Below are 24746 nucleotides of genomic sequence, written 5' to 3'. Positions count from 1 at the left end.
AATTGTGGTGATTGCCTAGTGGCTGTGAAAATACCCGATGAAACACTTACAGAGATCAGGGAAGCAAGTGATATTGTTGAGGTCATCGGCGAATATGTGCAGCTAAAAAAGCAAGGGCGTCAGTACGGAGGCCTTTGCCCGTTCCATGACGAGAAAACGCCGTCTTTTTCTGTATCGGAAGACAAACAAGTGTACCATTGTTTTGGCTGCGGAGCCGGTGGGAATGTGTTTACTTTTTTGCAGGAATTGAAGGGCTGGTCTTTTTCTGAAACTGTCTCTCACCTCGCAGAACGTGCAAAAATAGCTTTGCCGCAAATGCAAAGAACAGAGACGGACAAACCTGAAGATGCGCGCATCAGGCAAATGAAAAAAGGCCACGAGCTCGCTGCCTCTACTTACCATAGCATTTTGACGCTAACAGAAGAAGGGGCTCCAGGGCGTGTTTATGCACAAGAGAGACTTTTCACGCAAGAACAGATTGAACATTTCCGAATCGGCTATGCCCTTAATGATTGGGAAACGCTCGCTGTGATCTTTGAAAAAAATGGTCTTGACTTAGCTGTAATGGCAGAATCAGGCCTTTTGGCGAAACGCAAACAAGGAAAGGGTTATTATGACTTGTTTCGTGAGCGACTTATGTTTCCGATTACGGATAGTCAAGGAAGCGTAGTGGCATTTGGCGGTAGGGCCATTGGCGAAGGCCAACCGAAATACTTAAACAGCCCGGAAACGCCGATTTTCCACAAAGCAAAGACGTTATTCCATATGCATGAAGCTCGTCCGAGCATACGTAAACAAAACAAAGCCCTATTAGTAGAAGGGGCATTTGACGTAATGGCTGCTTGGAAAGCTGGAGTGACAAATGTTGTTGCTACGCTAGGCACTGCTTTAAGCAGCGATCATGCAAAACTTCTTCGCCGCAATGCAGAAGAAGTCATTTTATGTTATGATGGCGACCGTGCCGGGAGAGAAGCGATTCGCAAAGCGATTCCCGTGTTGGAGGAAGCTGGCTGCAAAGTGTCGATTTGCCTACTTCCCGAAGGGCTCGACCCAGATGATTATGTGAAGCAGCATGGCGAAGAGGCATTTGTGCGCATACTCGACAACGAATGCTTATCCGTAATGGCATTCCGAATGTTGGATTTAAAGCAAGGCAAGAATATGCAAAATGAAGGAGATCGGCTCCAATATATCGAAGAAATCGTACAGATGTTGGCAAAACTCGAGCATTCTGTCGAACAAGAATACTATTTGCAGCAACTTGCAGAAAGTTTTACACTGCCGATGGATGTGTTGCGCCAAGAGTTAAGCCGGGCCGAACGCCTGCTCAAACAAACAAAAGAGACACCTAAGGCGCTGCCGCGAGCGGAAAAGCCTACTTCAGGCCGAAAGCAAGGAAGCGCACGGCCTGTACCAGCTCATATAAAAGCCGAACGGATCTTGCTAGCTTATATGCTCCAAGACACGGAAATGGTGTGGCGCGTCTCAGAAAAGCTAGGAACTGGCTTTAACCTCGAAGAACACCAAGCCCTTTATGCTTATTTGCTTTCATTTGTTACTAGAGAGCCTGATGCGAGCATGAAGCGTTTTGTAGAAAGCCTTGAAGATCGAAGGCTGGCAAAGCTGGCGGCATATTTGCTCATGCAACCATTAAAAAATGAGTGTTCAGACGAGGAGCTTGCTGATTATATAAAGCGGATTGAGCAATACCCAAAATGGGTAAAACTGAAAGAACAGCAGCAGGCTGCGCGGTTTGAACAAGACCCTATCCGGGCGGCAAAACTGCAAATGGAGTTGATTCGCTTAAAAAAAGAGCTCCAAAGCCAGTAATGTATGGTTTAATTTTGGAAGGAGGGGATCGAATGGCTGACAAACCGTTGCGTCCTGTAACAGAAGGTGACCTTACCATCGATCAAGTAAAAGAACAACTGGTGGAAACTGGGAAAAAACGTGGTACATTGACGTATGCCGAAATTACAGAGAAAATGGCTGCGTTTGAACAAGATTCAGACCAAATGGATGAATTTTACGAGTATCTTGGCGAACAAGGCGTGGAACTTTTGAACGAAAGCGAAGACGACGTGCCATCGCTTGCTCAAGTAGCAAAAGACGAAGAAGAGTTTGATTTAAATGATTTAAGCGTCCCTCCAGGGATTAAAATAAATGACCCAGTCCGCATGTATTTAAAAGAAATTGGCCGTGTTCCATTGCTTTCAGCGGAAGAAGAAATCGATTTGGCAAAACGGATTGAACAAGGCGACGAAGAGGCGAAAAAACGGTTAGCGGAAGCGAATTTGCGCCTCGTTGTTTCGATTGCAAAACGTTATGTTGGCCGCGGCATGCTATTCCTTGATTTAATTCAGGAAGGCAATATGGGTTTAATTAAAGCTGTTGAAAAGTTCGATTATGACAAAGGCTTTAAATTTAGCACATATGCCACTTGGTGGATTCGCCAAGCGATTACACGGGCCATTGCAGACCAAGCCCGTACGATCCGCATTCCTGTTCATATGGTCGAAACGATTAATAAACTGATCCGCGTACAACGCCAACTTTTACAAGACTATGGGCGCGAGCCAACTCCAGAAGAAGTCGGCAAAGAGATGGATTTAAGCCCTGACAAAGTAAGAGAGATTTTAAAAATTGCCCAAGAGCCTGTATCGCTAGAGACGCCAATTGGTGAAGAGGATGATTCCCATCTAGGCGACTTTATCGAAGACCAAGAAGCTCTAGCGCCATCGGATGCGGCCGCGTACGAGCTGTTGAAAGAACAACTTGAAGACGTGCTCGATACACTAACCGACCGTGAAGAGAACGTATTGCGCTTGCGTTTCGGGCTTGATGACGGCCGGACAAGAACGCTTGAAGAAGTAGGCAAAGTGTTTGGCGTTACGAGAGAGCGAATTCGCCAAATTGAAGCAAAAGCGCTCCGTAAATTGCGCCATCCAAGCCGCAGCAAGCGTTTAAAAGACTTTCTTGATTAATTAATGATATTGCTGATCGTTTGGCTTGCCCCTTTGCAAGCCAAACGATTCTATTTTGCTTAATTCCTATTTTACTGGGTATGAAAGGGAAATGCAAATCGCCATTTGAAATTTTCTTAATAGTATCATCTGGCAAATTGTTGGTTTTTCAATTAAAATAGGGACGAGCCCTTTTCAGAAGTGTCCATATACAGTAAACTAAAGAAGATTCGTGCTTTTTTACATAAGAAAAAGACCTCTAACTTAGAAAGGAGAGCACTTTTAATGAAAGGACGCCCATTAATCCCTTTTGCCATTATTGCATTGCTTGGTGTCGTTTTAATGGTTGCGCTTTCAGCTGTTGGCAACCATATGCGCAACGTTGCTGAGGAAGGCGGAGAAGGGGCACAAGAGGAAGTCGTGATTGATGATCCAATCGAATACGGCGAAACAGTTGTCTCACAATCGTGCATTGCCTGCCATGCCAATGACTTATCAGGCACCGGAAATGCTCCGGCTATCAATAATTTAGAGGGACGTTTGTCTCATGAGGAAATTGTTGAAATTGTCACCAATGGGCTTGACGGCGGCATGCCGGCCTTCGGAGGCCAATTGCAAGAGAATGAAATTGAAGCCGTAGCAGAGTATTTGCTTGACGCTTCCCAATAAGAGCAGGGGAAACCTTGCTCTTTTTCCATTTCGCTTTAGCGTTCTTAGAACGGTTAGAGATTTATTGCAATCCGTATACATTGGGGGTTCCAAAATGAATGACAAACAGCTATCCTTGCGCCTTGAGCGGGTAGCCTCCTACTTATACCATTATAAGCGCATTGCAGACATTGGATCCGATCATGGGTACCTCCCTTGCTACCTGGCATTGCGGTGCCCCGGTCTGACTGCAATCGCTGGTGAGTTGAATGAAGGGCCTTATCAATCGGCCTGTGCGCAAGTGAGTCGCTCAGGTCTTTCTGATGCGGTAGAAGTCCGTAAAGGAAATGGCTTAGAAGTGCTGAAAAGCGATGATAAGGTTGAAGCTATTGCAATAGCAGGTATGGGCGGGCCGTTAATTGCTTCGATTTTAGAAGAGGGCAAAACAAAGTTGCAAGGGGTTCAAACCCTTGTGCTTCAGCCTAATATTGCAGCCCATGCAGTGCGGGAGTGGCTTTCACATCACGAATTTTCGATTTCGGCCGAGGAAATCATAGAGGAAGACGGCAAAATATATGAAATTATCGTGGCAGTGGCAGAAAAAGACACACCGCCTCTTACAGAAGCAGACTTGCTGCTTGGCCCGATTTTGCGACGTGAACAAACGTCGGCTTTTCACAAAAAGTGGCGCCGCGAACAACAAAGCTGGCTTCAAGTATTAGAGGAACTGAAAAAAGGGAAACAGACAAAGGAAATGAGCGAAAAACAAAGAAAGCTTGAAAGAAATTTGCAGCTTGTAAAGGAGGCATTGGGAGAATGAAAAACGCCGTTGCAGCAAATACGCTTATCCAATACTTTGAGTCTTTTGCCCCAAAGTCATATGCACTTGAAGGTGATAAAAACGGTTTAATGGTTGGGTCACTGAAAAAAAAGGTCAAAAAAGCAATGGTTGCCCTTGATGTACTGGAAAAAACGATCGATGAAGCGATTGAAAAGGACGTTGACTTTATCCTGGCCCACCACCCGTTGTTGTTCCATCCTCTTAAGCAAATCGATGTAGACACGCCGATGGGGAGAATGATAAAAAAAGCAATTGAACATGAGATTACCATTTATGCTGCCCATACGAATCTTGATGTTGCCGAAGGGGGCGTTAATGATTTGCTTGCAGAGCGCCTTCAATTCAAAGATAGCAATGTGCTGGCGCCGACCTATACAGAAACATTGCAAAAGCTCGTTGCTTTCGTTCCGGCTTCCCATGCGAAACAAATCCGTGAGTCCCTTGGCGCTGCTGGTGCTGGTCACATTGGCAACTATAGCCACTGCTCCTTTTCGGCGGAGGGAATGGGGCGTTTTCGTCCACAAGCAGGAACCAACCCTTATATTGGCACGGTAGGGAAAGAAGAAGAAGTAGGCGAAGTACGCATTGAAACAATTGTGCCTGCCAATATGAGCGGCAAAGTCATTGCAGCGTTGGTTAAGGCGCATCCGTATGAGGAGCCTGCCTACGACTTGTATCCACTTGATCAACCGCAATGGCAACGAGGACTCGGTCGTATCGGGAAAGTTGAGGGCGACCATACGCTAGCCTCATATGTTGAATTTGTTAAACAGGCGCTAGGTGTAAAAACAGTTCGTGTTGTCGGTGAGTTGGATACGAAAATCAGAAAAGCAGCTGTGCTCGGAGGCGATGGCAATAAGTATGTGATGCAAGCCAAACGAGCTGGGGCAGATGTGCTTATCACTGGAGATTTGTATTACCATGTTGCTCAAGATGCATTAATGGCAGGGATGTGTGTCATTGATGCGGGCCATCATATCGAGGCGATTATGAAAGAAGGCGTTGCTGAGAAAATGGCAGCATTATTGAACGAAAACGGCTACCATATAGATATATTCGCTTCTGCCCAAAGCACAGAGCCATTTCAATTTTTATGAGAATAAAAAACAAGCAAGCCGCGCTTTCGCGTCGCTTGCTTGTTGGGCGTTATTTTTTTACACGCACTTTTGGAAGAATTTTTTCGATCGGCACTTTTTTCGTCGTATCCCATGTTGATTCATCATTTGGGTCATAGTTCTCGATAAAGGTTATCACTTCTTTTGTAATCGGCGTCGGCGTTGACGCGCCTGACGTTACGCCGACTTTTTTGGCGTCTTTGATCCACTCTAGCTTCAGTTCGGACAAATCGCCAATACGGTAAGCGGGTGTACCGGCAATTTGCTCGGAAACTTGTGCCAATCGGTTGGAATTGTTGCTTTTTGGATCGCCGACAACAATCACGATGTCACATTGAGAAGCTTGTTCAGCAACCGCCTCTTGGCGGACTTGCGTTGCTAAACAAATTTCATTGTGTACTTCTGCGTTTGGATAGAGCTCCATAGCGCGCTTCATAATATCGGCTACATCCCATTGGCTCATCGTCGTTTGGTTGGTAATAATAATGTCGCGGTCATCCAATGTAAGCTGCTCAAGGTCTTCCAATGTCTCGACAAGGTGCACAGAGTCAGGAGCGACACCCATGGCCCCCTCTGGCTCAGGGTGACCTTGTTTGCCGATGTAAATAAACTGATAGCCTTCTTCTGCTTTTTCCCGTATTAAATCATGTGTTCGAGTCACGTCTGGGCATGTCGCATCAATGCAAGTCAGTCCTTTTTCTTTAGCGAGACGGCGAACTTCAGGCGATACACCGTGCGCTGTAAAAATGACTGTTCCATGAGTGACGTTTTTTAAAATTTCAAGGCGGTTTGGTCCGTCTAATGAAATAATGCCATCCTCTTTAAACGCGTCCGTCACATGTTGGTTATGAACAATTTGCCCCAGTATATATAAAGGTCTTGGTAAGTCCAAGTTTTGCGCCGCTTGTCTCGCCATCACCATTGCATCCACTACGCCGTAACAGTACCCTCTTGGCGAAATTTTTAAAACGTCCATTTGATTTAGTGGCCTCCTAAAAAAACGGGGCTACTTACTTTCCGAAAAAGTGAGAGCCCTGTTTTGATGATTTCTCTTCTATTGTAATGGAGATCAAGGAGCCTGACAATCAGGAAGCCTTATGATTTCATAGAACAATAATGGCTTAATTGGCTGTATCGAGCAAATTGTTGTCAATAAATTCATAGGCCTGTTCTTCTGAAAAATCTTGGACAGCTACAAGTTCGCTGGCTAACACTTGCCGTGCTTTTTGCAAATGATGGCGATCTTGGATATGGAGTCCGTTTGACCGTTCTGCCTGTTTTTTCGAGAGTGACGACACTAAATGAGCAGCGTCGATAATGCTGCCTGTCTTTAATAAATTTTCCGTATCTCGAGAAAATTGACTCGTTGAAGGCGGCGTATCAGGCCCGTTTTGCAATGCTTTTGCGACCTTTTCAATATCAGAGGAGGGAATGACCTTTCGGAGCCCTGATTGCTCGATTCGAGACTCTGGAAGCATAAGCGTTATATCTACCAATGGGAAATGAAGGATGAAATACAAATGCGTCTCACCCAATACATTTTTCTCCTCCACCTCTTGGATCGTCCCTGCACCATGGTAGGGGTAAACAACTTTGTCGCCAACTTTAAACATGGACATTCCTCCAATCAAGTGATAGAAGTTAGTATACCACATTTAAAGATAAATTTCAAATTATACTACTGAGGGCAGAAACTTGTCAATAACCAAAACGAAATTTTTACACATAAAGTTTAGGCTTTGGAAGTTCATCTCCAGCAGGTTTCTTTCTTTTTCTGACAATAACTGCTGTATCTGAAGGTTTGGCTTGCGTTTTCTCGCCCACTTGTCGTTCTGTTTCCTCACTGTCAGCAGAAGCGCTTTTTAGTTCTGCTGTTTCCTCAATGCCAGTCGAATCCGTTTCTGGTTCTATTGTGTCTTCCGGGCCTGTTGTATCTTCACCTGCCGTCTGAGGAGAAGAGCGCAAAATCCGCCAAAGCGTCGGCGCATTTTTAATTAGCGGCCCGTACTGTTGGATCATCGGTGCCACTTGTTGAGTGATGCCTAGCACGCGTTGCGTATTATTCAGGATCGTTGTTAAGTTCATGCCACTACCGAACAACCTGCTGCCAGCTGAAAAGCCGCCGGTGCCAACACGAGAGGCGGCGCTGCCAAACAAGCGTGATAATAAACCGCCTCCGACCCTTTGTGTCGCAAAGGAAGGCGCCACCTGCCCAGGAATGGTCGCCAGAGGCCGTGCGGCAGATTGGACCAATCTTGGCGCCATGCCTGGCCCCATTATTGAGCTAGGACCAAAAAAGGGATTGGGAGTCGCTGGGAACGGTTGCATCGGAAGGGAACTTGCAGGAGGGCCTAAAAAAGAGTGCATGTCAATTTTCCCCCATCTTTATATAGTCTCTTACCTGCAACCTATGCAACAGTCGTATAAATCGTGTCTGCAAATGCAAATGGACGAAATACATGCCAGTATGGTAAAATGAAGTATTGCAATCGAACGGAAAGTAGGAGTTAAAAATGAATGCTGAACATTTTAGCCGTTTAGGCTTAAACGAGCGACTGCTCAAAGGATTGAGCGCTATTGGGGTCAAGCGGCCAACCGAGATCCAGGAACGGTTGATTCCAGCGATTTTAAATCGAAAAGATGTTATTGGCCAGTCACAAACAGGGACAGGAAAAACATTCGCTTTTTTGTTGCCGATCATCGAACAGCTCGACATCGACCGAAACGAGGTACAGGCAGTGATCACTGCCCCTACACGAGAGCTTTGCGCCCAATTATTTGATGAGTTAAAAAAGCTGATTGTCTATTATGACGGTCAAGTAGATGCGCAGCTTTTCGTTGGCGGCACGGACAGAAAACGGCAAGCACAACGGTTGTCCACTAAGCAACCGCACATTGTCATCGGCACGCCAGGGCGGATTGCTGACCTTGTCAATACATCTTCCTTGCTTGTATACACGGCAAAGACGCTTGTCGTTGACGAAGCAGATCAGATGCTCGACATGGGCTTTTTAGAAGACGTTGACAAAGTTGCTGGAAGATTAGCCGAGGACCTGCAAATGCTTGTCTTTTCGGCAACCGTTCCTGAAAAGCTGCAGCCATTTTTAAAAAAATATATGAATAACCCACGGCATGTCCACGTTCAACCAGAAAAGCTGGCGGCAGAGCGTGTTACCCACCAGCTTGTTCCATTGCGCCACCGGGACAAGTTGACCGTGTTGAAAGAGACCATTCGCGGTTTAAACCCATATTTGGCGATCATCTTTACCAATACAAAAGAGCAAGCCGACGAAGTGACAGCAGCTTTAGCTACTGAGGATATACTCGTTGATTGCCTCCACGGTGGCCTGTCACCGCGGGAACGAAAAAAAGTAATGAAACGGGTTGAGGACTTATCAATCCAGTATTTGGTTGCAACAGATTTGGCTGCGCGAGGCATTGACATTAAAGGCGTGACACACATCATCAATTACGCGTTTCCGCAAGACTTGGATTTTTACGTCCACCGTGTTGGGCGGACAGCGCGGGCTGGCGCAGACGGCATTGCCTTGTCGCTGTATGAGCAAAGTGATGAAGCCGCGTGTGCGAAGCTTGCCAGTCGCGGGATTGTGTTTTCGTTTGTGGAATTCAAACATGGTGAATGGACAGAGCTCGTTAAGCCTCCTGTAGGAGCGGGCCGGATCAATCGAAAGCAACCAACAGACAAAGGGAAAGCCACTGTTGAAAAACAAACAGGCAACCGGCCCATTCGGACCGGCGGCAAGGCAAAAGCTAGGCCTAAAAAAGTAAAGCCTGGCTATAAACAAAAAGCGAGAGCGGCAATTGCCAAACAGAAAAAACGGGAGAGACGCTTAAACGCGCGTAAAGAGAAATAATACGGAGGGAGATTTTATGTCATTGTTAATTGGTTCCCATGTGTCGATGAGCGGAAAGAAAATGCTGCTGCAATCGAGTGAGGAAGCATCCTCTTACGGTGCAACGACATTCATGATTTATACAGGGGCGCCCCAGAATACACGGCGCAAAGCGATTGAGGATTTGAACATTGAAGCGGGGAAAGCTCATATGGCGGAGCATGGCCTATCAAACATTGTCGTCCATGCTCCATATATCATCAATATTGGAAATACGCAAAAGCCAGAAACCTTTCGCCTCGGCGTTGATTTTTTGCGATCTGAAATTGAACGCACTGAAGCGATAGGTGCAAAACAGATTGTACTTCATCCAGGTGCTCATGTAGGTGCAGGGGCAGAGGAAGGCATTAAAAAGATCATTGAAGGCTTAAACGAAGTTCTAACTGAAAAGCGCGATGTGCAAATCGCTCTTGAGACGATGGCTGGAAAAGGGTCTGAGTGCGGCTGTACGTTTGATGAAATTGCTAAAATCATAGACGGCGTCACACACAATGAGCGTTTATCGGTTTGTTTCGATACATGCCATACACACGATGCAGGCTATGATATTGTCAATGATTTTGACGGCGTACTCGATGAATTTGACCGGATCATCGGAGCAGAACGGATTAAAGTCGTCCATGTCAATGATTCTAAAAATGAACGCAGTTCTCGGAAAGACCGCCATGAAAACATTGGCCATGGCCATATTGGCCTTAAAGCGCTCGACTATATTGTCCATCATGACCAATTTAAAGACATTCCTAAAATTCTAGAAACGCCTTTCATAGGTAAAGATAAGAAAGATAAAAGGCCTCCATACAAACATGAAATTGCGTTGTTGCGCCGGGAGTTGCTTGACCCTATTGAAAAATAAAGTTCCCAACACAAAGATTTTTTATGGGCTGTGTGGCCAAAATTTGATCAAGCTCACGTTCTCAATAGAGGACGTGAGCTTTTTGTGTTAATCCAAAAAATGTTGAAATTGCTCAAACAATTCGTCGACAACAGCGGCAATATACGGGTCTGTTTCCGTTCGCAGCCTCTCTAAAATTTGGTCGACTTGTGCTCGATTCCCGATGTCGATCCGTTGTGCCTTTATAATTTTGAAAATTGCTTTTGTTTGTGCTGACGTTACTTGATAGCCATGTTTGTGGGCTAATTGAATAAATTCTGGTTCAGTAATCGAATTGATTTTTTGGTTAATGAGCTGCTGCATGATGATATTCACTGTGCAAAACCGCCCCCTTTAAAAGAAAGTCTTGTTACTATATGAGCGGGAATTTTAATTAGAACAAAAACAGGAAAAAACGCCATTATCTCGAATAAGAATAGTGTAGCGGGGAATGTTTACGGCCAAGGTTGTTAGATAAGGATCACTACTGAAGAAGGAGGGGCAAGGATGTGCAAGCTTTCCCAAAATCAAAAAGCAGCCCCTATAGGGAGTAACCAAGTGCGGCAAATGGCGAAAAGCGTAGATGTACATGATGACCATTTACTTTACATAAAACAACCGCCTGACGTCGCACATTCAATGTTTTCCTTTATTAAAGCGATGGATATCCCTTACTTAAAGGTAGACGAGTGCTTTCGACAGCTCCACTGGAGCGAATCCTTTGTTCATCTCACTGATTTGGCAGAAAAAGACCTTGAAGAACAAACACTGGCAGAGTTAGGCGTTTCTGATCATTTGCTGCATTTTATTAATGAACAATTAAGCATTTCAGTCGGGCGAGGCAACCAAATTGTTAAAAACTGTTATGAAGATGACGATGCTACGATCAAAGTGACTGTATTTCCTGAGAGAGGGACATATGCTTTTGTGTACTATGTGCTTTTAGAAGACTTGACGGTAAAACGAAAATTCGAGGAATTAGTCACATTTCAACATCAAATGCAGGCAGTATCGCATATTGCTGCCAGTGTCGCCCACGAACTCCGGAACCCGTTGTCTGTCATAAAGGGGTTTTTGCAATTATCCCATTTGACGAGCGATTTTCAGAAGTATTACAATACGATTATTTCAGAGCTAAACCGTATGAATGTCATTATTGAAGATTTTCTATCGGTTTCACGCAAAAAGAACGACCGTAAATGGCAATCGCCAGCACAGTTGCTCCAATCACTTGCTGAACTGATGCGGGCGGAATGCTCTTTGCACAGTGTTGAATTTCAACTTGACATTGAAGAAACGTTTGCGATTTGCCACGTAAATGAATCGATGTTTAAGCAGGTTATGCTTAATTTGTTGCGCAATTCGATTGAAGCTTATGAAGAGCAGTCAACTGGACGGCGGTTGGAAATAAGAAGCAGAGAAGTTGGCGAGCAAGTAGTTATTGAGCTGATCGATAATGGCAAAGGCATGCCTGATACTGTTCTAAGCCAACTTGGGAAACCATTTTTTACGACAAAAGAAAAAGGGACGGGCGTCGGTATCCCGTTATGCAAAAAGATTATTGAAGACCATGGAGGCACATTTTATATTCAGAGTGAGGCCAATGTTGGGACGCGGATTGAGATGGTATTGCCATTATTAGTGTGACATGGATATATATTGGTTTTGTTCCAGTCATTTTTTGAGCCTGGATGAGCCTTTTATTGGCGCGGCTCAAATGAAATAGGGGAGCAATTCGCCCTTTGAGAGAGTATTCTGGAGGAAATGCAAGGTTTTTAATTGATTTTTCGGCATTTGCCGCTTCTAGCCTTTGTTTGTCTCCTTGTTCCTAATGACGCAATCGCTTATGCTTTCAGCGTTCAAAGGACAAAGGAGTGAACAGTGTGAAGCGAACAATGAAAGTACTGCTGGCAGCTGCTTTAGCGGCTTTAGTTGGTAGCGCCTTTTTACTTATACATGATTACCGTGAAACAAACAAGGAGCTGGCCAAGGAAAATGAGGAAATGAGGCAGCTTTTTGGCTCGATGGAAGAGGAACTGCAAGAAACAGGTGCTGTTGCCGAAGAATTGTCATTTGAAGACAATCATCAAGTCTGGTCAGAAGCAATGAAGCTTGCGGATGAATTATATGAAGACAGCGATGGCCATTTTAAAAAAGAGTGGGGGATGTATTTAGCTCATTTAGCGGAACAGAAGCAAATGAATCCCTACCTTGTGTATGAATTGCTCAAAGTTGAGAGCGGCGAGCAGTTTGATACAAATGCAGTCGGCCCAAAGACAAAGTATGGTCATGCTTATGGAATGGCGCAGTTTATGACAAATACAGCTCCGTGGATTGCTGAAATGGCTGGTGTAGAATATCGTCAAGAACTGCTTTTTGATCCATTCTACGCGATTCAACTATCCGTTGAATATTTGGATTTTCTTTATGACCAATATGGCGATTGGGATAAAGCATTGACCGCCTACAACCGCGGCATGGGTGGTTTAGAATCGTACATCAATGAAAACGGCGATGCAAAAAGCAGTTACGCGGTAAAGATCCAAACGGCAGCAAAGCGACATGGAGCACCTGCCGTCGTGTACGCAGGCGATGAGTAACAAACAACATGAGTAAATTTGAATGAAGTACGAAAAATGTGTGTTTATAGGGCACACGAGCGGGCAAACGACGAAGTATGCGAGCGTTTGTCTACAGTCTGAGAGCGCTTAGCGCTCTTTTTTTAATGGCCCAACAGATTGCTTTTAGCTCTAGACATTTAAAAAATAATCGTTATAATAGGAGAAGGATTAAATCGGAAGCATTCTGAATAAGTAGGACGGTGAAAACATGGACCGCTATGCTCCGCTGGCAGAGTTAAAAAACGTATCATTTCATTACGGGAAGCGTCCCGTTTTAAGCAATATTTCGTTAACGATTGAAAAAGGCGCCTTCTTAGGGATTGTCGGTCCCAATGGGTCAGGGAAATCAACGCTAGTAAAACTGCTTCTTGGGCTTCTGCGCCCAGACGAAGGCAGCATTTCTTTATTCAATCAGCCACAAGACAAATTTAAACAATGGGATAAAATCGGTTATGTTTCCCAAAAAGCAAATAGCTTTTCTAGCGGCTTCCCGGCGACTGTTTTTGAAGTAGTGTCAATGGGATTGTACGCCAAAGTCGGGTTGTTTCGCTTTTTGCGCAAACAGGATAAAGACAAAATTAATGAGGCGATTCGCCAAGTAGGCATGTCAGAGTATATGCATGAAAACATCGGTGAATTGTCAGGGGGGCAACAACAACGCGTCTTTATTGCAAGAGCCCTTGTGAGCGACCCAGAACTCCTTATTTTAGACGAGCCGACAGTTGGGGTCGATGCCAAAAGTGTTAGTGATTTTTATGGGCTATTAAGAAAGCTGCATAAAGAAGAGGGGAAAACATTGCTGCTGATTTCCCATGATATTGGAGCAATGACGGAATACGTGAATGAAGTTGCCTGCTTAAATAAAACGATCCATTTTCATGGGACGTCAGACGAATTTGTTGCCAAAACCGATAAACTTGACTTTTATGGGCATGACGTTCAACTTCTAACCCATAACCACGAAGGAGTTGCCCATGTTTAGTGCGTTCTTGACTTATGATTTTTTACGATATGCTTTTTTTACAGGGATGCTAATCGGTGTGTTAGCCCCACTGCTAGGAGTATTTTTAGTGGTCAGGCGGATGTCGCTCATCGCTGATGCCCTTTCACATATCACCCTGTCAGGAATTGCATTTAGCTTATTGCTTGGCAGTTACTTTCCGTTTATGAGCGGGGTGAACCCTCTTTACTTAGGAATGGCATTTTCTGTAGGGGGGTCCCTTTTTATCGAGAAACTTCGCCAAGTATACGCCCATTACAAAGAAATCGCGATTCCGATTATTATGTCTGCTGGAATTGGTCTTGGCGTTATTTTCATTTCATTGGCCAATGGCTTTAACAATGACTTGCTCAATTATTTGTTTGGTTCAGTCATTGCCGTCAATCGCAGTGACTTTATTACGATCGCGATCATAACGGTTGTCGTCTTTGTTGTGCTGATCTTTTTTTACAAAGAATTGTTCTTTTTGTCGTTTGATGAGGAGCAAGCAATTGTTTCAGGAATTAACCGGCGCCTTGTCCACCTCGTGTTTATGGTAATGGTTGCCCTTGTGATTGCAGCCTCTATGCGGGTTGTGGGGATTCTGCTTGTTTCCTCGCTTATGACACTGCCTGTTGCGAGCGCCATGCGTTTTGCTAAAGGGTTTAAACAATTGTTTGTATTTGCTGTTGCCTTTGGCGAAATTGCAGTAATTGGCGGTTTAATTGCTGCCTACCAGCTGCAAATAGCACCAGGTGGGGCGATTGTCATGATTGCTGTCATCATTTTGCTTTTGTCACTGGCGTTTGGCCGAAATCGCAAAAAAGGCTTATTTCTGTTCGGTAGGGGAAACACACCTAGTCAAGCTTAAAAAAATCCGTTAAACTAAAAGAAAGTCTAAAAAGAGGGTCGATTGCATGGATGTATCAACTGCACTTAATCGTCTAAAAGAAGAAGGGTATAAGTATACGGGCAAGCGGGAAGAGATGCTAAAGCTGTTTGCAGCTAACTCCCGTTATTTAAGTGCACGAGGGGTGTTGGAAGCAATGCAAGACAGCTATCCAGGACTAAGTTTCGATACCATTTATCGGAACCTCTCCCTTTTTGCTGAGATTGGCTTGCTGGAAACGACAGAGCTGGATGGGGAAAAGCGTTTTCGATTCAATTGTGGGACGTCCGACCATCACCACCATCTTATCTGCTTAGAGTGTGGGAAAACGGAGCATTTTCACAATTGCCCAATGGACGAGTCGCTTGCAAAACGATTTCCCCATTTCCATGTTACGGGACATAAATTTGAAATATACGGCATGTGCGAACAATGCCAGCAGTAAAAGCTTAAGGGAGAGCCCTTAAGCTTTTTTGCGTTTAGGAGGAAGGAAATAGGCAAGCGTTGCCATGTATTTCGGCTTGTTTTAGCGCGAAAGCTAAAAGCAGGAGGGGATATCAATGAGTCCAATTGTCCATTGCCGAGTATCTAACTGCACATTTTGGGCAGAGGGAAACAAATGTGGCGCTGAAGAAATTCTTGTAGAAACCGATCCTTACGCAGCAGACTATGAAGTCGAAGCAAGCAGTGAATGGCATGCCGATGCACAAGAGGATGTACACGAGCATGCCGAACAAAGCGCAGAGACGTGTTGCCAAACCTTCAAACCAAAAAAAGAACACTAAGGTTTACCAACCAAGTCAATAACCGCTCAGACGGATAGAAAACGCTTGTCAGACGAGGAGTGCGGCCGAGGGAAGATGTGAATAGAACGGGGGCTCATATGAGTGAGGCAAACGACGAAGTATGCGAGCGTTTGGGCGTTTGTCTACAGTCTGAGGGCTTGCTTGGCAAGCCCTTTTATATAGAAGACACCTCTCCGCTTTTAAGCCAGCGTGCCATCCAATGATATGCCTCTTGCCAGTTTCGCACCCGTACGACAGATTTGGGGGTTGGCATTTGGTTGTAAGGCGTATCGAATAAGAGGACAGGGATAGCGAATTCTTCGGATATCATGACGGCATTATCATGTTTGTCTTCAAGAAAAACGTCAAGCTTTTGCGCTTTAACGGCCTCGAGTTTATCATGCTTGCCGACAAGTTCAATATGGTGATAAGGCACTTGGCGATTCGCGAACCAAGAGGTAGTAACGTCTGTTAAGTGTTTACGCCTGGCTGTGATGTAAATGAGCTCATGTTCTTTACTCCAATTTAGAAGGGCCTGTTTGGCACCATAAGCGAGCTCTGCTTCAGCATAGATCGTTGGTTCATTTATTTCCATCCAATCCCAAAATTCTTTGTCTGTAATGCGGAGTATTTTAGTCAAGTCGTATTCAGACAAATCAGCTAGTGTGAATTGCTTATTAAAATCTTTATTTAAATAAGGGACAAACGTAGCCGGGTCTGTAATCGTACCGTCAATATCGAGTCCAATCCGTTTTTTCATTACAATTACACCTCTTTTAGTAATACTTGGCAGCATGTATCGCTTCCTTTTACGGCAAACTAACGACAATCTTCATAAGAAAGCGGGGGAAGCATGTTGGCGGAAAACAAACAGAAAGAACCGGTTAAATTAGTCGATGAAAATGATCCATCGCTAACCTTCTTAAATACGCATGTTGATGGCCATGATGGCGAAGAAGGTTCAGACTACTTGCTGGACAATCAAGATGAAAACCGTTTTAACGAGGAAACGGCAAGCGAATTTTCAGCAGACGAAAGGTTGCGAGAACAAGATCCAGAAGAAGAGGCAGACCGAACAGATGCCGGGAAAGGGATAGGTACATTGGCGCTCATCCTCTCCATTACTTCCTTGTTTCTTGTCCCATTATTGTTAGGCACAGCCGGCATTATTTGCGGCGCTGTTGCAATTTCACGGGGGGCAAGAGGGTTAGGCATTTGGGCCACTGCAATAGGCATTGTTTCTGTTCTCTCTACGCTTATCTTTTCACCCTATTTTTAAACGAAAAAGCCGGCTCGGACCCGAGTCGGCTTTTAAATGGTTTAGTTCGGCTGAGCTTCGCGTTGTTTTGCATAATGCTCTTCTGCAAGTTTATCGATTTCTTTCTTTAGCTCTTCCACCATTGTTTCTTCTGGGACTTTACGGACAATCTCGCCTTTCATGAACAAAAGTCCTTCGCCCCGTGCTCCGGCAATACCGATATCTGCTTCTCGGGCTTCGCCTGGGCCATTTACGGCGCAACCGAGAACAGCGACTTTTATCGGTGCTTTAATTTTTGCAATGTATTCTTCCACTTCGTTGGCGATGCTAATCAAATCAATCTCTATCCGCCCGCACGTTGGGCAGGAGATGAGTGTTGCTGCATTAGCGGCAAGGCCAAACGATTTCAATAGTTCCCGTGCCACTTTTACTTCTTCAACCGGATCAGCAGACAGCGATATCCGCAATGTATTGCCAATACCTATATGCAGAAGGGCGCCAATTCCTGCTGCACTTTTTACCGTCCCGGCAAAAAGCGTGCCTGATTCAGTAATGCCCAGATGGAGCGGGTAGTCGAATGCTTTGCTCGCTTTGTCATAAGCTTCGATCGCTAAACGCACATCCGAGGCTTTCATCGATACGATAATATCGTAAAAATCGAGTTCTTCTAAAATACGGATATGGTGCAATGCACTTTCGACCATCGCGTCAGCAGTTGGGTAGCCGTATTTCTCAAGCAAATGGCGTTCCAACGAGCCGGCGTTGACGCCAATGCGGATTGGAATGCCTTTTTCTTTTGCTGCCTTTACGACTGCTTCTACATTCTCGCGCTTGCCGATATTGCCAGGATTGATGCGGATTTTGTCAGCGCCACCTTCAATTGCTTTAAGCGCAAACTTGTAGTTAAAATGAATATCAACGACAAGGGGAATATTGATGCGTTTTTTTATTTCAGAGATTGCTTCTGCAGCTCGCATATCTGGACAAGCTACACGTACAATCTGGCAGCCAGCTTCTTCTAATCGATTAATTTCCGCAACAGTCGCTTCGACATCATGCGTTTTTGTTGTCGTCATGCTTTGGATAATAATTTCATCATTTCCCCCTATTGTCAGGTTTCCTACCTTAACAGGGCGCGTATTTTTGCGGTGAACTCTCTCGGCCATAGACCTAATCGCTCCTTTGAGGGGCTTTTGTGCCCATCTTTTGTCTCCTATGGAGTCTGTTCTATTCTATCAATGAATAACTGGGGCTGGCAAGGATATTCACTCAGGTTCATCATCATACAAAGGAAATCGGTAACGCCCGCCGACTTGAAGCGCGTTTGGCTCCATTTGCTCGTTTAATTCGCGGAAGTCTGCGATGATTGATTCGATTGGACGGTCAACTTGGCGGCCATGCAAATGTTCAACGACAGAGAGGACAGTTTGCCCTGGTTCAATAATCACTTCTTGATAGGGTAGTGATGGCTCATCCTCTCCTTGACCCTCTTCCACCTGAACGGCTAAAGGGGCAGGAGGAGTCCCTTTTTCTTCTGCAAACGTGCCGCCAGTTAAATCATGGTGTATGCCAAGAATAACAATAACCAAGACAATCCCGTAAAAGATCCGTTTCACAGTGCGGCCTCCTTTTTGCATGAATGGCTTCAATATGTACAACCTATAGAGTGGACGTTTGCTTAAAATCTATTCATTCGTGAGGGCTCTAATGAAAAAGAATGATTATTCAGGGCTGTTTTTACTGCCGACACTGATCGTCTTAGGGAATTCGATGTATGTGCCGCTTTTGCCCGTTATCCAACAAACATACGCATTTACACAAACGGAAAGCACTTGGTTTTTAAGCATTTTTACATTAGCAGGTGTGGTCGCTATTCCGTTTGCCCAACAAATGGCCAGGCGTACGAATATTCGCAAGGCAATGGTCATAAGCTGTTGTTTAGTTATGGTAGGGTCGCTTGTCAGTGTGTGGGCCCAAATGAATGGGGGTGCCACTCTTTTATTTGCTGGTCGGATAGTTTCCGGGATGGGAGCAGGCGGCGCAACTTCTCTTGCGTACACGTATGCAGGTGCTTTTGCAAAAGGCAACGAAAAGTTGGTCCTCTTTGGGCGGCTTGAACTTAGCAATGGCATCGCAAAAGTAAGCAGTCCACTTATAGGGAGTTTGCTACTGTATTTGACTTGGACATTAAGCCCATACCTGTTTCTCTTATTGGCTGTTGGCAGCATCTTTTTTGTCTGGCGCAATATTGCGCCGCTAAAATGGGGAAATCCGAAAGTGGGTCCACTCTCTTTCCGGCGCTATTTTTTCGTTGCCGTCTCTGAGTATACGTTAAGCCTAGTACATTTGTTTTTATTATATGGTTTGTTTTTTTATGCTTCTTATTTATTCTCGCTCTTCGGTTTTTCTCCTGCCGTTCGGGGTGTGCTGTTAGCACTTCCGTTTTTGGCAATGGTGCTGTGCTCAGCGAATATTCGCTTTGTTGCCAACGTGGGTCAAACAGCCATACGTGGTGTACTGCTAAGTTTGCTGCTATGTTGCACACTTTTGCTGCTATTTTTTAGTGAGCAAGCGATTGTACTTTGTGTCGTTCTTTCGATTTGCGGCGGATGTACAGGGGTCGCCTTGCCTCTTGCAAGCAACGCCTTGGGGGGGAAGACAGCAGGGGCTGTTCGTGAACATCTAATTGCATGTCTGTCGATGGCAAGGTTTTTAAGCATTGCGGCAGCGCCTCTTTTTTATCAAATGTGGATAGGCAATGGCATGGTTGCAATTGGCAGCCTAGTTGTCGTTTTGGCGGCTTTCTTTATAATAGGAGTATGCCGTCACAGGGAAAAAAACCAACATATCACACAAATTTAAGCAGCGAACCAGGACTTTAGACCCTTCTCGGATGAACCAAAAAGAGGTTACCTATTTGAGAGGGCTGTAAAAACAGTTGCCTCACGAACAGGAGTGATCAGTTTGATGAGAACAAAGTTAAAGAAAATAAGCATCGCTTTGACTGCGCTATTGCTTGTTATTTCGTTTATGCCAAAACTAGCATTTGCAGATGCTGTCCCTGGTGATGTGATTGTCACCCTTGGCCAAAACTTATCTGAGGAGCAGAAACGGGATATTTTAAAACGGATGGAACTGCCCGATGAGTATGAAACCATTTATGTAACCAATGAAGAAGAGCACTTATACTTAGGTCAGTATATTAGCGCCAGCCAAATCGGCAATAAAGCCTTGTCTTCGTCGAAAATTACAATTGCCCCTGCTGGCACCGGCATACAAGTGACTTCTGATCGAATTAGCTGGGTATCAAATGAAATGTATGCCAATGCTTTAGTAACAGCTGGCGTACAAGACGCTGAAGTATATGTCACAGCTCCGTTTGAAGTTTCAGGTACCGCTGCTCTCACTGGGTTGATTAAAGCATATGAGACAGCTGCTGACTTGGATATTCCAGAGGAGCAAAAGACCGTTGCCAATGAGGAAATGATCCGAACAGCAGAGCTGGCTGAATCGATTGGCAGTGAAGAGGCAAATGAGTTAATTACCCGAGTGAAAGAAGAAATTGCTAGCACCAGCATTGAAACAGAAGAGGAAATGCGGACGATTATTATTAAGCTTGCTGATGAAATTAATGTGACGCTATCGGATCAGGAAACGGATGAACTTACAGCGTTATTTATGAAAATGAAAGATCTTGATATTGATTGGGATCACTTAAAGGATCAGCTATCTAAAGTAAGGGAGAACTTTGGTAATTTTGTCGAAAGCGAAGAGGCAAAATCATTCCTCGATAGTTTTATTGATGCGATGAAACGCTTTTTTGATTCCATTGCTGACCTATTTCGTTCATAATAAGAGAGGAGTGCTCCTCTCTTTTTGTTATGGGACTGAAACTTTTTGAAGAGCAGCACGTAGAAAAGGTATAAGTGATGATAGGGAGGTCGATTTTATGATTGATTGGCTCGATTCAGCTTCGATTGGATTTATCGTAGTTGCTTTTGGGACATTATTTTTAATCGGCGAATTGTTGGTTAGGGCAAGGGGTCTATTTGGCCTTCTCGGCATTGGATTAATATGCATGTATTTTATCTACCATTTAAACGGGGATGTTGGCACTTGGGTGATTGTTTTTTATTTAATTGGCCTCGGACTCATTATATTTGACGGCAACGTGACATCAGACGGCACAATTGCTGCGATTGGGGTTATACTAATGATCATCGGTCTGGCGATCCCTGCCCCGGATTTCGTTTATGGCGTGCTTGTTTCATTTGCAACCGTGATCGGTGCCTTTGCGTCTCTTTTGTTCTTAAAAGTTTTTCCCCATCGGAATATGTGGGCGAAAATGACACTAAAAGACCAACTTTCTTCTGAAAAAGGCTATAACTCAATGAACGAAAGCTACAAAGAACTTGTTGGAAAGAAAGGGGTAGCTTTGACTGACTTTCGTCCTACTGGGACCATAGACATTGAGGGGAACCCATACAGTGCAACAAGCGGGGGCCGTTGGATCAAAGCCGATACAGAAGTGGAAGTTGTCTCCGTCGATGGAACGAGAATTTTAGTCAAAGCCGTCGAAGTGGAAAATGAAGATGATCAACCAGCAAATCAAAGTAATAAGGATCACCAGTAAGGCAAAGCTTGTCTCACTGCAGCTAGGGGAAAAGTAAAATGGAGGAAAGACAATGGAATTAGGCATTAGTACCTTTGTAGAAACGACTCCGGATATAAAGACGGGGAAAACAATCAGCCATGCCCAACGACTACGGGAAGTCGTTGAGGAAATTGTCCTTGCCGACAAGGTTGGGCTCGATGTATTTGGCGTAGGAGAACATCAACGCCAAGATTATGCCGCTTCTTCCCCTGCTGTCGTATTGGCTGCGGCGGCTTCGCAAACGAAACGAATTAGGCTGACAAGTGCGGTGACTGTGCTTTCATCAGCTGACCCTGTACGCGTCTTCCAAGATTTCGCAACGCTTGACGGGCTTTCAAACGGACGGGCGGAAGTGATGGCAGGCAGGGGCTCTTTCATTGAGTCGTTTCCGTTATTTGGCTATGACTTAAATGATTATGATGAGCTGTTTGACGAGAAACTTGATTTGCTTATGCATCTACAAAAGTCAGAAAGAGTAACGTGGAGCGGCAAGCATCGCCCGGCTATTCAAAATTTAGGTGTGTATCCACGGCCTGTACAAAACCCGCTGCCTATATGGATTGGGAGCGGAGGCAACCAGGAATCTGTTATTCGGGCAGGGCTCCTCGGTCTTCCGCTTGTCCTCGCGATCATCGGTGGAAATCCACTCCACTTTGCTCCTCTAGTGGAACTTTATTATAAAGCAGCTGAGCATGGAGGACATGACCCATTAAAACTCCAAGTCGCCTCTCATTCACATGGATTTATTGCCGAAGATGTGGAAACTGCGGCAGACACATTCTTCCCTTCTACCCAGCAGGCGATGAATACGCTTGCCCGGGAGAGAGGCTGGGGAGTATACACCCGCTCAAGCTTTGATGCTGCACGGAGCTTTGAGGGCGCTCTTTATGTTGGAGATCCTGAGACGGTGGCTGAAAAAATTATTCACCTGCGTAAATATGTAGGGATCACAAGATTTATGCTCCATGTGCCAGTCGGTTCAATGCCACATGAAGATGTCATGAAGGCAATTGAGCTTTTCGGAAAAGAAACGGCGCCCCGCGTAAGGGAGGAAGTCTTCCGGTGGGAAACGTCGCAATAAAGGCATACCCGACTGAACACGGTTGATCAAAAGGGAGTGAGACCTGTAAACTGTAAATGAAGGGCCAGTTTACTGAACTCACTCTTTTTCCTGTTTTTTATCAATGCAAAACACAAACTGTATCCTTTAAAGTCGATAAATGAAACATCAGCGCTGACCATGTGGCCAAGCAGCGGTTCATTTATTGGCTGTCTTTTTGTATAAGACTAGACAAATCACATATTATAACGACAAGTTAGCTGCCTATAGCCACTCATTTTTTTGTTTTGTAAAGAAAACATTAAGAAACGGTAAATATCATTTACAAATACTCAATAATTGTTTAATAATAGACACGGACCATGATGTTGAGGTTTGTCGAAAGACGCCCAAAAATGAGTTGGATGAAGGGATGAGATGCGTGGGAGAGTTTCAAACGTTGCTGTTTACGTTTCTTGGAGGGATAGGAATCTTTCTATTTTCCGTCAAATATATGGGAGACGGCCTCCAAAAGACAGCAGGGGACCGATTGCGGGATTTGCTAGACAAATACACAACGAATCCTTTTATGGGTCTTATTTCAGGGATTGTCGTAACGGTTTTGCTACAAAGTAGTACAGCGACAACGGTGTTGACGATCGGTCTTGTGAATGCGGGCTTTATGCGGCTTAGGCAAGCGATTGCTGTTATAATGGGCGCAAATATTGGGACAACAACAACAGCATTTATTATTGGACTTAATTTGAAAGAATATAGCTTGCCGATTATGGCAGTAGGGGCATTTTTAATTTTCTTTTTCAAAAAGAAAAAAGTCAATTATATTGGCCAAGTCGTATTTGGGTTTGGTGGGCTCTTTTATGGTCTCGATCTAATGGGCAGTAGCTTGCGGCCACTTAGCAATTGGGAACCGTTTGTTGATTTCACCGTTAGGATGGGAGAAAACCCGTTTTTAGGAATTGTTGTTGGAATTATCCTGGCTGTTGCTCTGCAAAGCTCTTCAGCGGCAATCGGGTTGGTCCAACAATTGTATGAGCAAGGAGCAATGGAATTGCAAGCGGCGCTACCGGTATTAATTGGCGATAACATCGGTACTACCCTTACGGCTGTATTGGTCGCGATTGGCGCCACAGTAGGGGCACGGAGAGCCGCACTAACACACGTTGTGTTTAATACGATTGGCGCGGTGCTAGTAATGATTGCATTTCCACTTTTCGTAAACTTTATTGCATTCTTAGGTGGACAATTCAATTTAGGCCCTTCCATGCAAATTGCTGCAGCCCACGGTGTCTATAACGTCGCAAATGTAATCATTCAATTTCCGTGTATCGCTGTACTGGCCTATATCGTTACGAAGCTTGTTCCTGGAGATGAACTTGCTTTAGATTACAAACCAAAACATTTAGATCCGATCTTTATCGGAAACTCGCCAGCAATTGCTTTAGGACAAGCCAAACAAGAAATTCTCCATATGGCCGATTACTCGAAAAAGGGATTAGAGCAAGCGATTCGCTATATGGAAACAGGCGAAAAGAAGGACGCCGAGTTGGCACTTCAGTATGAACAAGCAATTAACAATTTAGACCGCGAGATCACCGACTATTTGGTTAAAGTGTCGGCACGTTCCTTGTCGCCTGCTGATTCCAATCTCCATTCAACGCTATTAAATGTCGTCAGGGATATCGAACGGATTGGCGACCATATGGAAAACATTGTTGAATTGAAAGATTATCAAAAAGCGAATAAAGTGAAAATGAGCGATATTGCCTTAAATGACTTAAACGAGATGTTCAAATTAACGTATTCGACATTAGAAGAAGCAATGGATTCCCTTGAACGGGATGATCTTGATAAAGCACATGACGTTTTAAAACATGAAGATTTAATTGATAGCATGGAAAGAAAGCTAAGAAAACAACATATTAAACGGATAAATGAGGGCAAATGTTCTGGTTCGGCGGGGATTGTTTTTGTCGACATTATTAGCAACCTAGAACGAATTGGCGACCATTCGGTCAACATTGCCCAATCGGTAATTGGCGATTAGCCTATTTAACGGCCGGAAGTAAAAGCCGGCCGTTTTTTCTTAAATAATCGTTGCATCAAAGAGAAAAACGTGGTAATATAATTTTTGTCCGAATGAGGAGT

General features: G+C 44.6%; 26 protein-coding genes. 19 read left to right on the top strand and 7 right to left on the bottom strand.

Annotated features, from left to right (window positions below):
- The first annotated feature begins 18 nt into the window (after positions 1 to 18).
- From dnaG to BC8716_RS19910, 5 genes are all read left to right on the top strand, one after another.
- Complete coding sequence (dnaG, locus tag BC8716_RS19930; protein WP_094428526.1) at positions 19 to 1830, top strand: DNA primase; 1812 nt, start codon at positions 19 to 21, stop codon at positions 1828 to 1830.
- Positions 1831 to 1862: 32 nt separating this feature from the next.
- Complete coding sequence (rpoD, locus tag BC8716_RS19925; RefSeq protein WP_011246534.1) at positions 1863 to 2984, top strand: RNA polymerase sigma factor RpoD; 1122 nt, start codon at positions 1863 to 1865, stop codon at positions 2982 to 2984.
- A gap of 264 nt (positions 2985 to 3248) precedes the next feature.
- A complete protein-coding gene (locus BC8716_RS19920; RefSeq protein ID WP_094428524.1) occupies positions 3249 to 3632 on the top strand; it encodes a c-type cytochrome in 384 nt (127 codons plus the stop codon).
- 94 nt (positions 3633 to 3726) lie between these two features.
- Positions 3727 to 4431 (top strand): tRNA (adenine(22)-N(1))-methyltransferase, encoded by a 705-nt coding sequence (locus tag BC8716_RS19915; protein ID WP_094428522.1) that lies wholly within the window; start codon positions 3727 to 3729, stop codon positions 4429 to 4431.
- Positions 4428 to 5549 (top strand): Nif3-like dinuclear metal center hexameric protein, encoded by a 1122-nt coding sequence (locus BC8716_RS19910; protein ID WP_094428520.1) that lies wholly within the window; start codon positions 4428 to 4430, stop codon positions 5547 to 5549. The genes BC8716_RS19915 and BC8716_RS19910 overlap by 4 nt, the downstream gene beginning before the upstream one ends.
- Before the next feature lie 49 nt (positions 5550 to 5598).
- Here the strand turns inward: BC8716_RS19910 and BC8716_RS19905 are convergent, their stop codons facing one another.
- The 3 genes from BC8716_RS19905 to vrrA form a co-directional block, all read right to left on the bottom strand.
- Positions 5599 to 6543, bottom strand: coding sequence for a 4-hydroxy-3-methylbut-2-enyl diphosphate reductase (locus BC8716_RS19905; RefSeq protein WP_094428518.1), 945 nt, complete (start codon positions 6541 to 6543; stop codon positions 5599 to 5601).
- A gap of 145 nt (positions 6544 to 6688) precedes the next feature.
- Positions 6689 to 7180, bottom strand: coding sequence for a CarD family transcriptional regulator (locus tag BC8716_RS19900; RefSeq protein ID WP_094428516.1), 492 nt, complete (start codon positions 7178 to 7180; stop codon positions 6689 to 6691).
- A gap of 106 nt (positions 7181 to 7286) precedes the next feature.
- On the bottom strand, positions 7287 to 7832 hold the full coding sequence (gene vrrA / locus BC8716_RS19895; RefSeq protein ID WP_157730501.1) for a VrrA/YqfQ family protein: 546 nt from the start codon (positions 7830 to 7832) through the stop codon (positions 7287 to 7289).
- Positions 7833 to 8080: 248 nt separating this feature from the next.
- On the opposite strand from vrrA, the gene BC8716_RS19890 reads away from it, so the two are divergent.
- Positions 8081 to 9442: a DEAD/DEAH box helicase gene (locus BC8716_RS19890; protein WP_094428512.1), complete on the top strand. Its 1362-nt coding sequence runs from the start codon at positions 8081 to 8083 to the stop codon at positions 9440 to 9442.
- 16 nt (positions 9443 to 9458) lie between these two features.
- Complete coding sequence (locus tag BC8716_RS19885) at positions 9459 to 10337, top strand: deoxyribonuclease IV (RefSeq protein WP_094428510.1); 879 nt, start codon at positions 9459 to 9461, stop codon at positions 10335 to 10337.
- An 87-nt stretch (positions 10338 to 10424) separates the two neighbouring features.
- Here the strand turns inward: BC8716_RS19885 and BC8716_RS19880 are convergent, their stop codons facing one another.
- Positions 10425 to 10691 carry a DUF2624 domain-containing protein gene (locus BC8716_RS19880; RefSeq protein ID WP_094428508.1) on the bottom strand — a complete coding sequence of 89 codons (267 nt, stop codon included), beginning with the start codon at positions 10689 to 10691 and terminating at the stop codon, positions 10425 to 10427.
- A 171-nt stretch (positions 10692 to 10862) separates the two neighbouring features.
- Here BC8716_RS19880 and BC8716_RS19875 point away from each other — a divergent pair, with 171 nt between their 5' ends.
- The 6 genes from BC8716_RS19875 (at position 10863) to BC8716_RS19850 (ending at position 15629) form a co-directional block, all read left to right on the top strand.
- A complete protein-coding gene (locus BC8716_RS19875; RefSeq protein WP_257005983.1) occupies positions 10863 to 12002 on the top strand; it encodes a sensor histidine kinase in 1140 nt (379 codons plus the stop codon).
- Positions 12003 to 12238: 236 nt separating this feature from the next.
- Positions 12239 to 12955: a lytic transglycosylase domain-containing protein gene (locus BC8716_RS19870; RefSeq protein ID WP_094428506.1), complete on the top strand. Its 717-nt coding sequence runs from the start codon at positions 12239 to 12241 to the stop codon at positions 12953 to 12955.
- A 229-nt stretch (positions 12956 to 13184) separates the two neighbouring features.
- On the top strand, positions 13185 to 13958 hold the full coding sequence (locus BC8716_RS19865; protein ID WP_094428504.1) for a metal ABC transporter ATP-binding protein: 774 nt from the start codon (positions 13185 to 13187) through the stop codon (positions 13956 to 13958).
- Positions 13951 to 14826, top strand: coding sequence for a metal ABC transporter permease (locus BC8716_RS19860; protein ID WP_094428502.1), 876 nt, complete (start codon positions 13951 to 13953; stop codon positions 14824 to 14826). Before BC8716_RS19865 ends, BC8716_RS19860 begins: the two co-directional genes overlap by 8 nt.
- Before the next feature lie 46 nt (positions 14827 to 14872).
- Positions 14873 to 15289 (top strand): Fur family transcriptional regulator, encoded by a 417-nt coding sequence (locus tag BC8716_RS19855; protein ID WP_094428500.1) that lies wholly within the window; start codon positions 14873 to 14875, stop codon positions 15287 to 15289.
- Between the two features lie 115 nt (positions 15290 to 15404).
- Positions 15405 to 15629, top strand: a complete 225-nt coding sequence (locus BC8716_RS19850; protein WP_094428498.1) for a DUF1540 domain-containing protein — start codon at positions 15405 to 15407, stop codon at positions 15627 to 15629.
- Between the two features lie 175 nt (positions 15630 to 15804).
- Here the strand turns inward: BC8716_RS19850 and BC8716_RS19845 are convergent, their stop codons facing one another.
- A complete protein-coding gene (locus tag BC8716_RS19845; RefSeq protein WP_094428496.1) occupies positions 15805 to 16389 on the bottom strand; it encodes a 5' nucleotidase, NT5C type in 585 nt (194 codons plus the stop codon).
- A 93-nt stretch (positions 16390 to 16482) separates the two neighbouring features.
- Between BC8716_RS19845 and BC8716_RS19840 the strand changes: the two genes are divergently transcribed.
- Positions 16483 to 16908: a CD225/dispanin family protein gene (locus tag BC8716_RS19840; RefSeq protein ID WP_257392265.1), complete on the top strand. Its 426-nt coding sequence runs from the start codon at positions 16483 to 16485 to the stop codon at positions 16906 to 16908.
- Between the two features lie 41 nt (positions 16909 to 16949).
- On the opposite strand, the gene ispG is transcribed toward BC8716_RS19840, so the two are convergent.
- Positions 16950 to 18053: a flavodoxin-dependent (E)-4-hydroxy-3-methylbut-2-enyl-diphosphate synthase gene (gene ispG / locus BC8716_RS19835; RefSeq protein ID WP_094428494.1), complete on the bottom strand. Its 1104-nt coding sequence runs from the start codon at positions 18051 to 18053 to the stop codon at positions 16950 to 16952.
- Positions 18054 to 18152: 99 nt separating this feature from the next.
- On the bottom strand, positions 18153 to 18503 hold the full coding sequence (yqfZ, locus tag BC8716_RS19830; RefSeq protein ID WP_094428492.1) for a protein YqfZ: 351 nt from the start codon (positions 18501 to 18503) through the stop codon (positions 18153 to 18155).
- Between the two features lie 91 nt (positions 18504 to 18594).
- Here yqfZ and BC8716_RS19825 point away from each other — a divergent pair, with 91 nt between their 5' ends.
- The 5 genes from BC8716_RS19825 to BC8716_RS19805 all read left to right on the top strand — a co-directional run bounded on the left by BC8716_RS19825 (position 18595) and on the right by BC8716_RS19805 (position 24645).
- Entirely contained in the window at positions 18595 to 19749 is a 1155-nt protein-coding gene (locus BC8716_RS19825) for an MFS transporter (protein ID WP_094428490.1), read from the top strand.
- Between the two features lie 105 nt (positions 19750 to 19854).
- Complete coding sequence (locus BC8716_RS19820; RefSeq protein WP_094428488.1) at positions 19855 to 20739, top strand: DUF1002 domain-containing protein; 885 nt, start codon at positions 19855 to 19857, stop codon at positions 20737 to 20739.
- 97 nt (positions 20740 to 20836) lie between these two features.
- Positions 20837 to 21520 carry an NfeD family protein gene (locus tag BC8716_RS19815; protein ID WP_094428486.1) on the top strand — a complete coding sequence of 228 codons (684 nt, stop codon included), beginning with the start codon at positions 20837 to 20839 and terminating at the stop codon, positions 21518 to 21520.
- A 52-nt stretch (positions 21521 to 21572) separates the two neighbouring features.
- Positions 21573 to 22622 (top strand): LLM class flavin-dependent oxidoreductase, encoded by a 1050-nt coding sequence (locus tag BC8716_RS19810; protein WP_094428484.1) that lies wholly within the window; start codon positions 21573 to 21575, stop codon positions 22620 to 22622.
- A gap of 400 nt (positions 22623 to 23022) precedes the next feature.
- Positions 23023 to 24645, top strand: a complete 1623-nt coding sequence (locus BC8716_RS19805) for a Na/Pi cotransporter family protein (RefSeq protein ID WP_094428482.1) — start codon at positions 23023 to 23025, stop codon at positions 24643 to 24645.
- Positions 24646 to 24746: the final 101 nt, after the last annotated feature.

Source organism: Shouchella clausii, assembly GCF_002250115.1.
GTDB classification, from domain to species: Bacteria; Bacillota; Bacilli; order Bacillales; family Bacillaceae_D; genus Shouchella; species Shouchella clausii.
The sequence above is the reverse complement of the archived record's forward strand: the minus strand, read 5'-3'. Positions and strand labels throughout refer to the sequence as shown.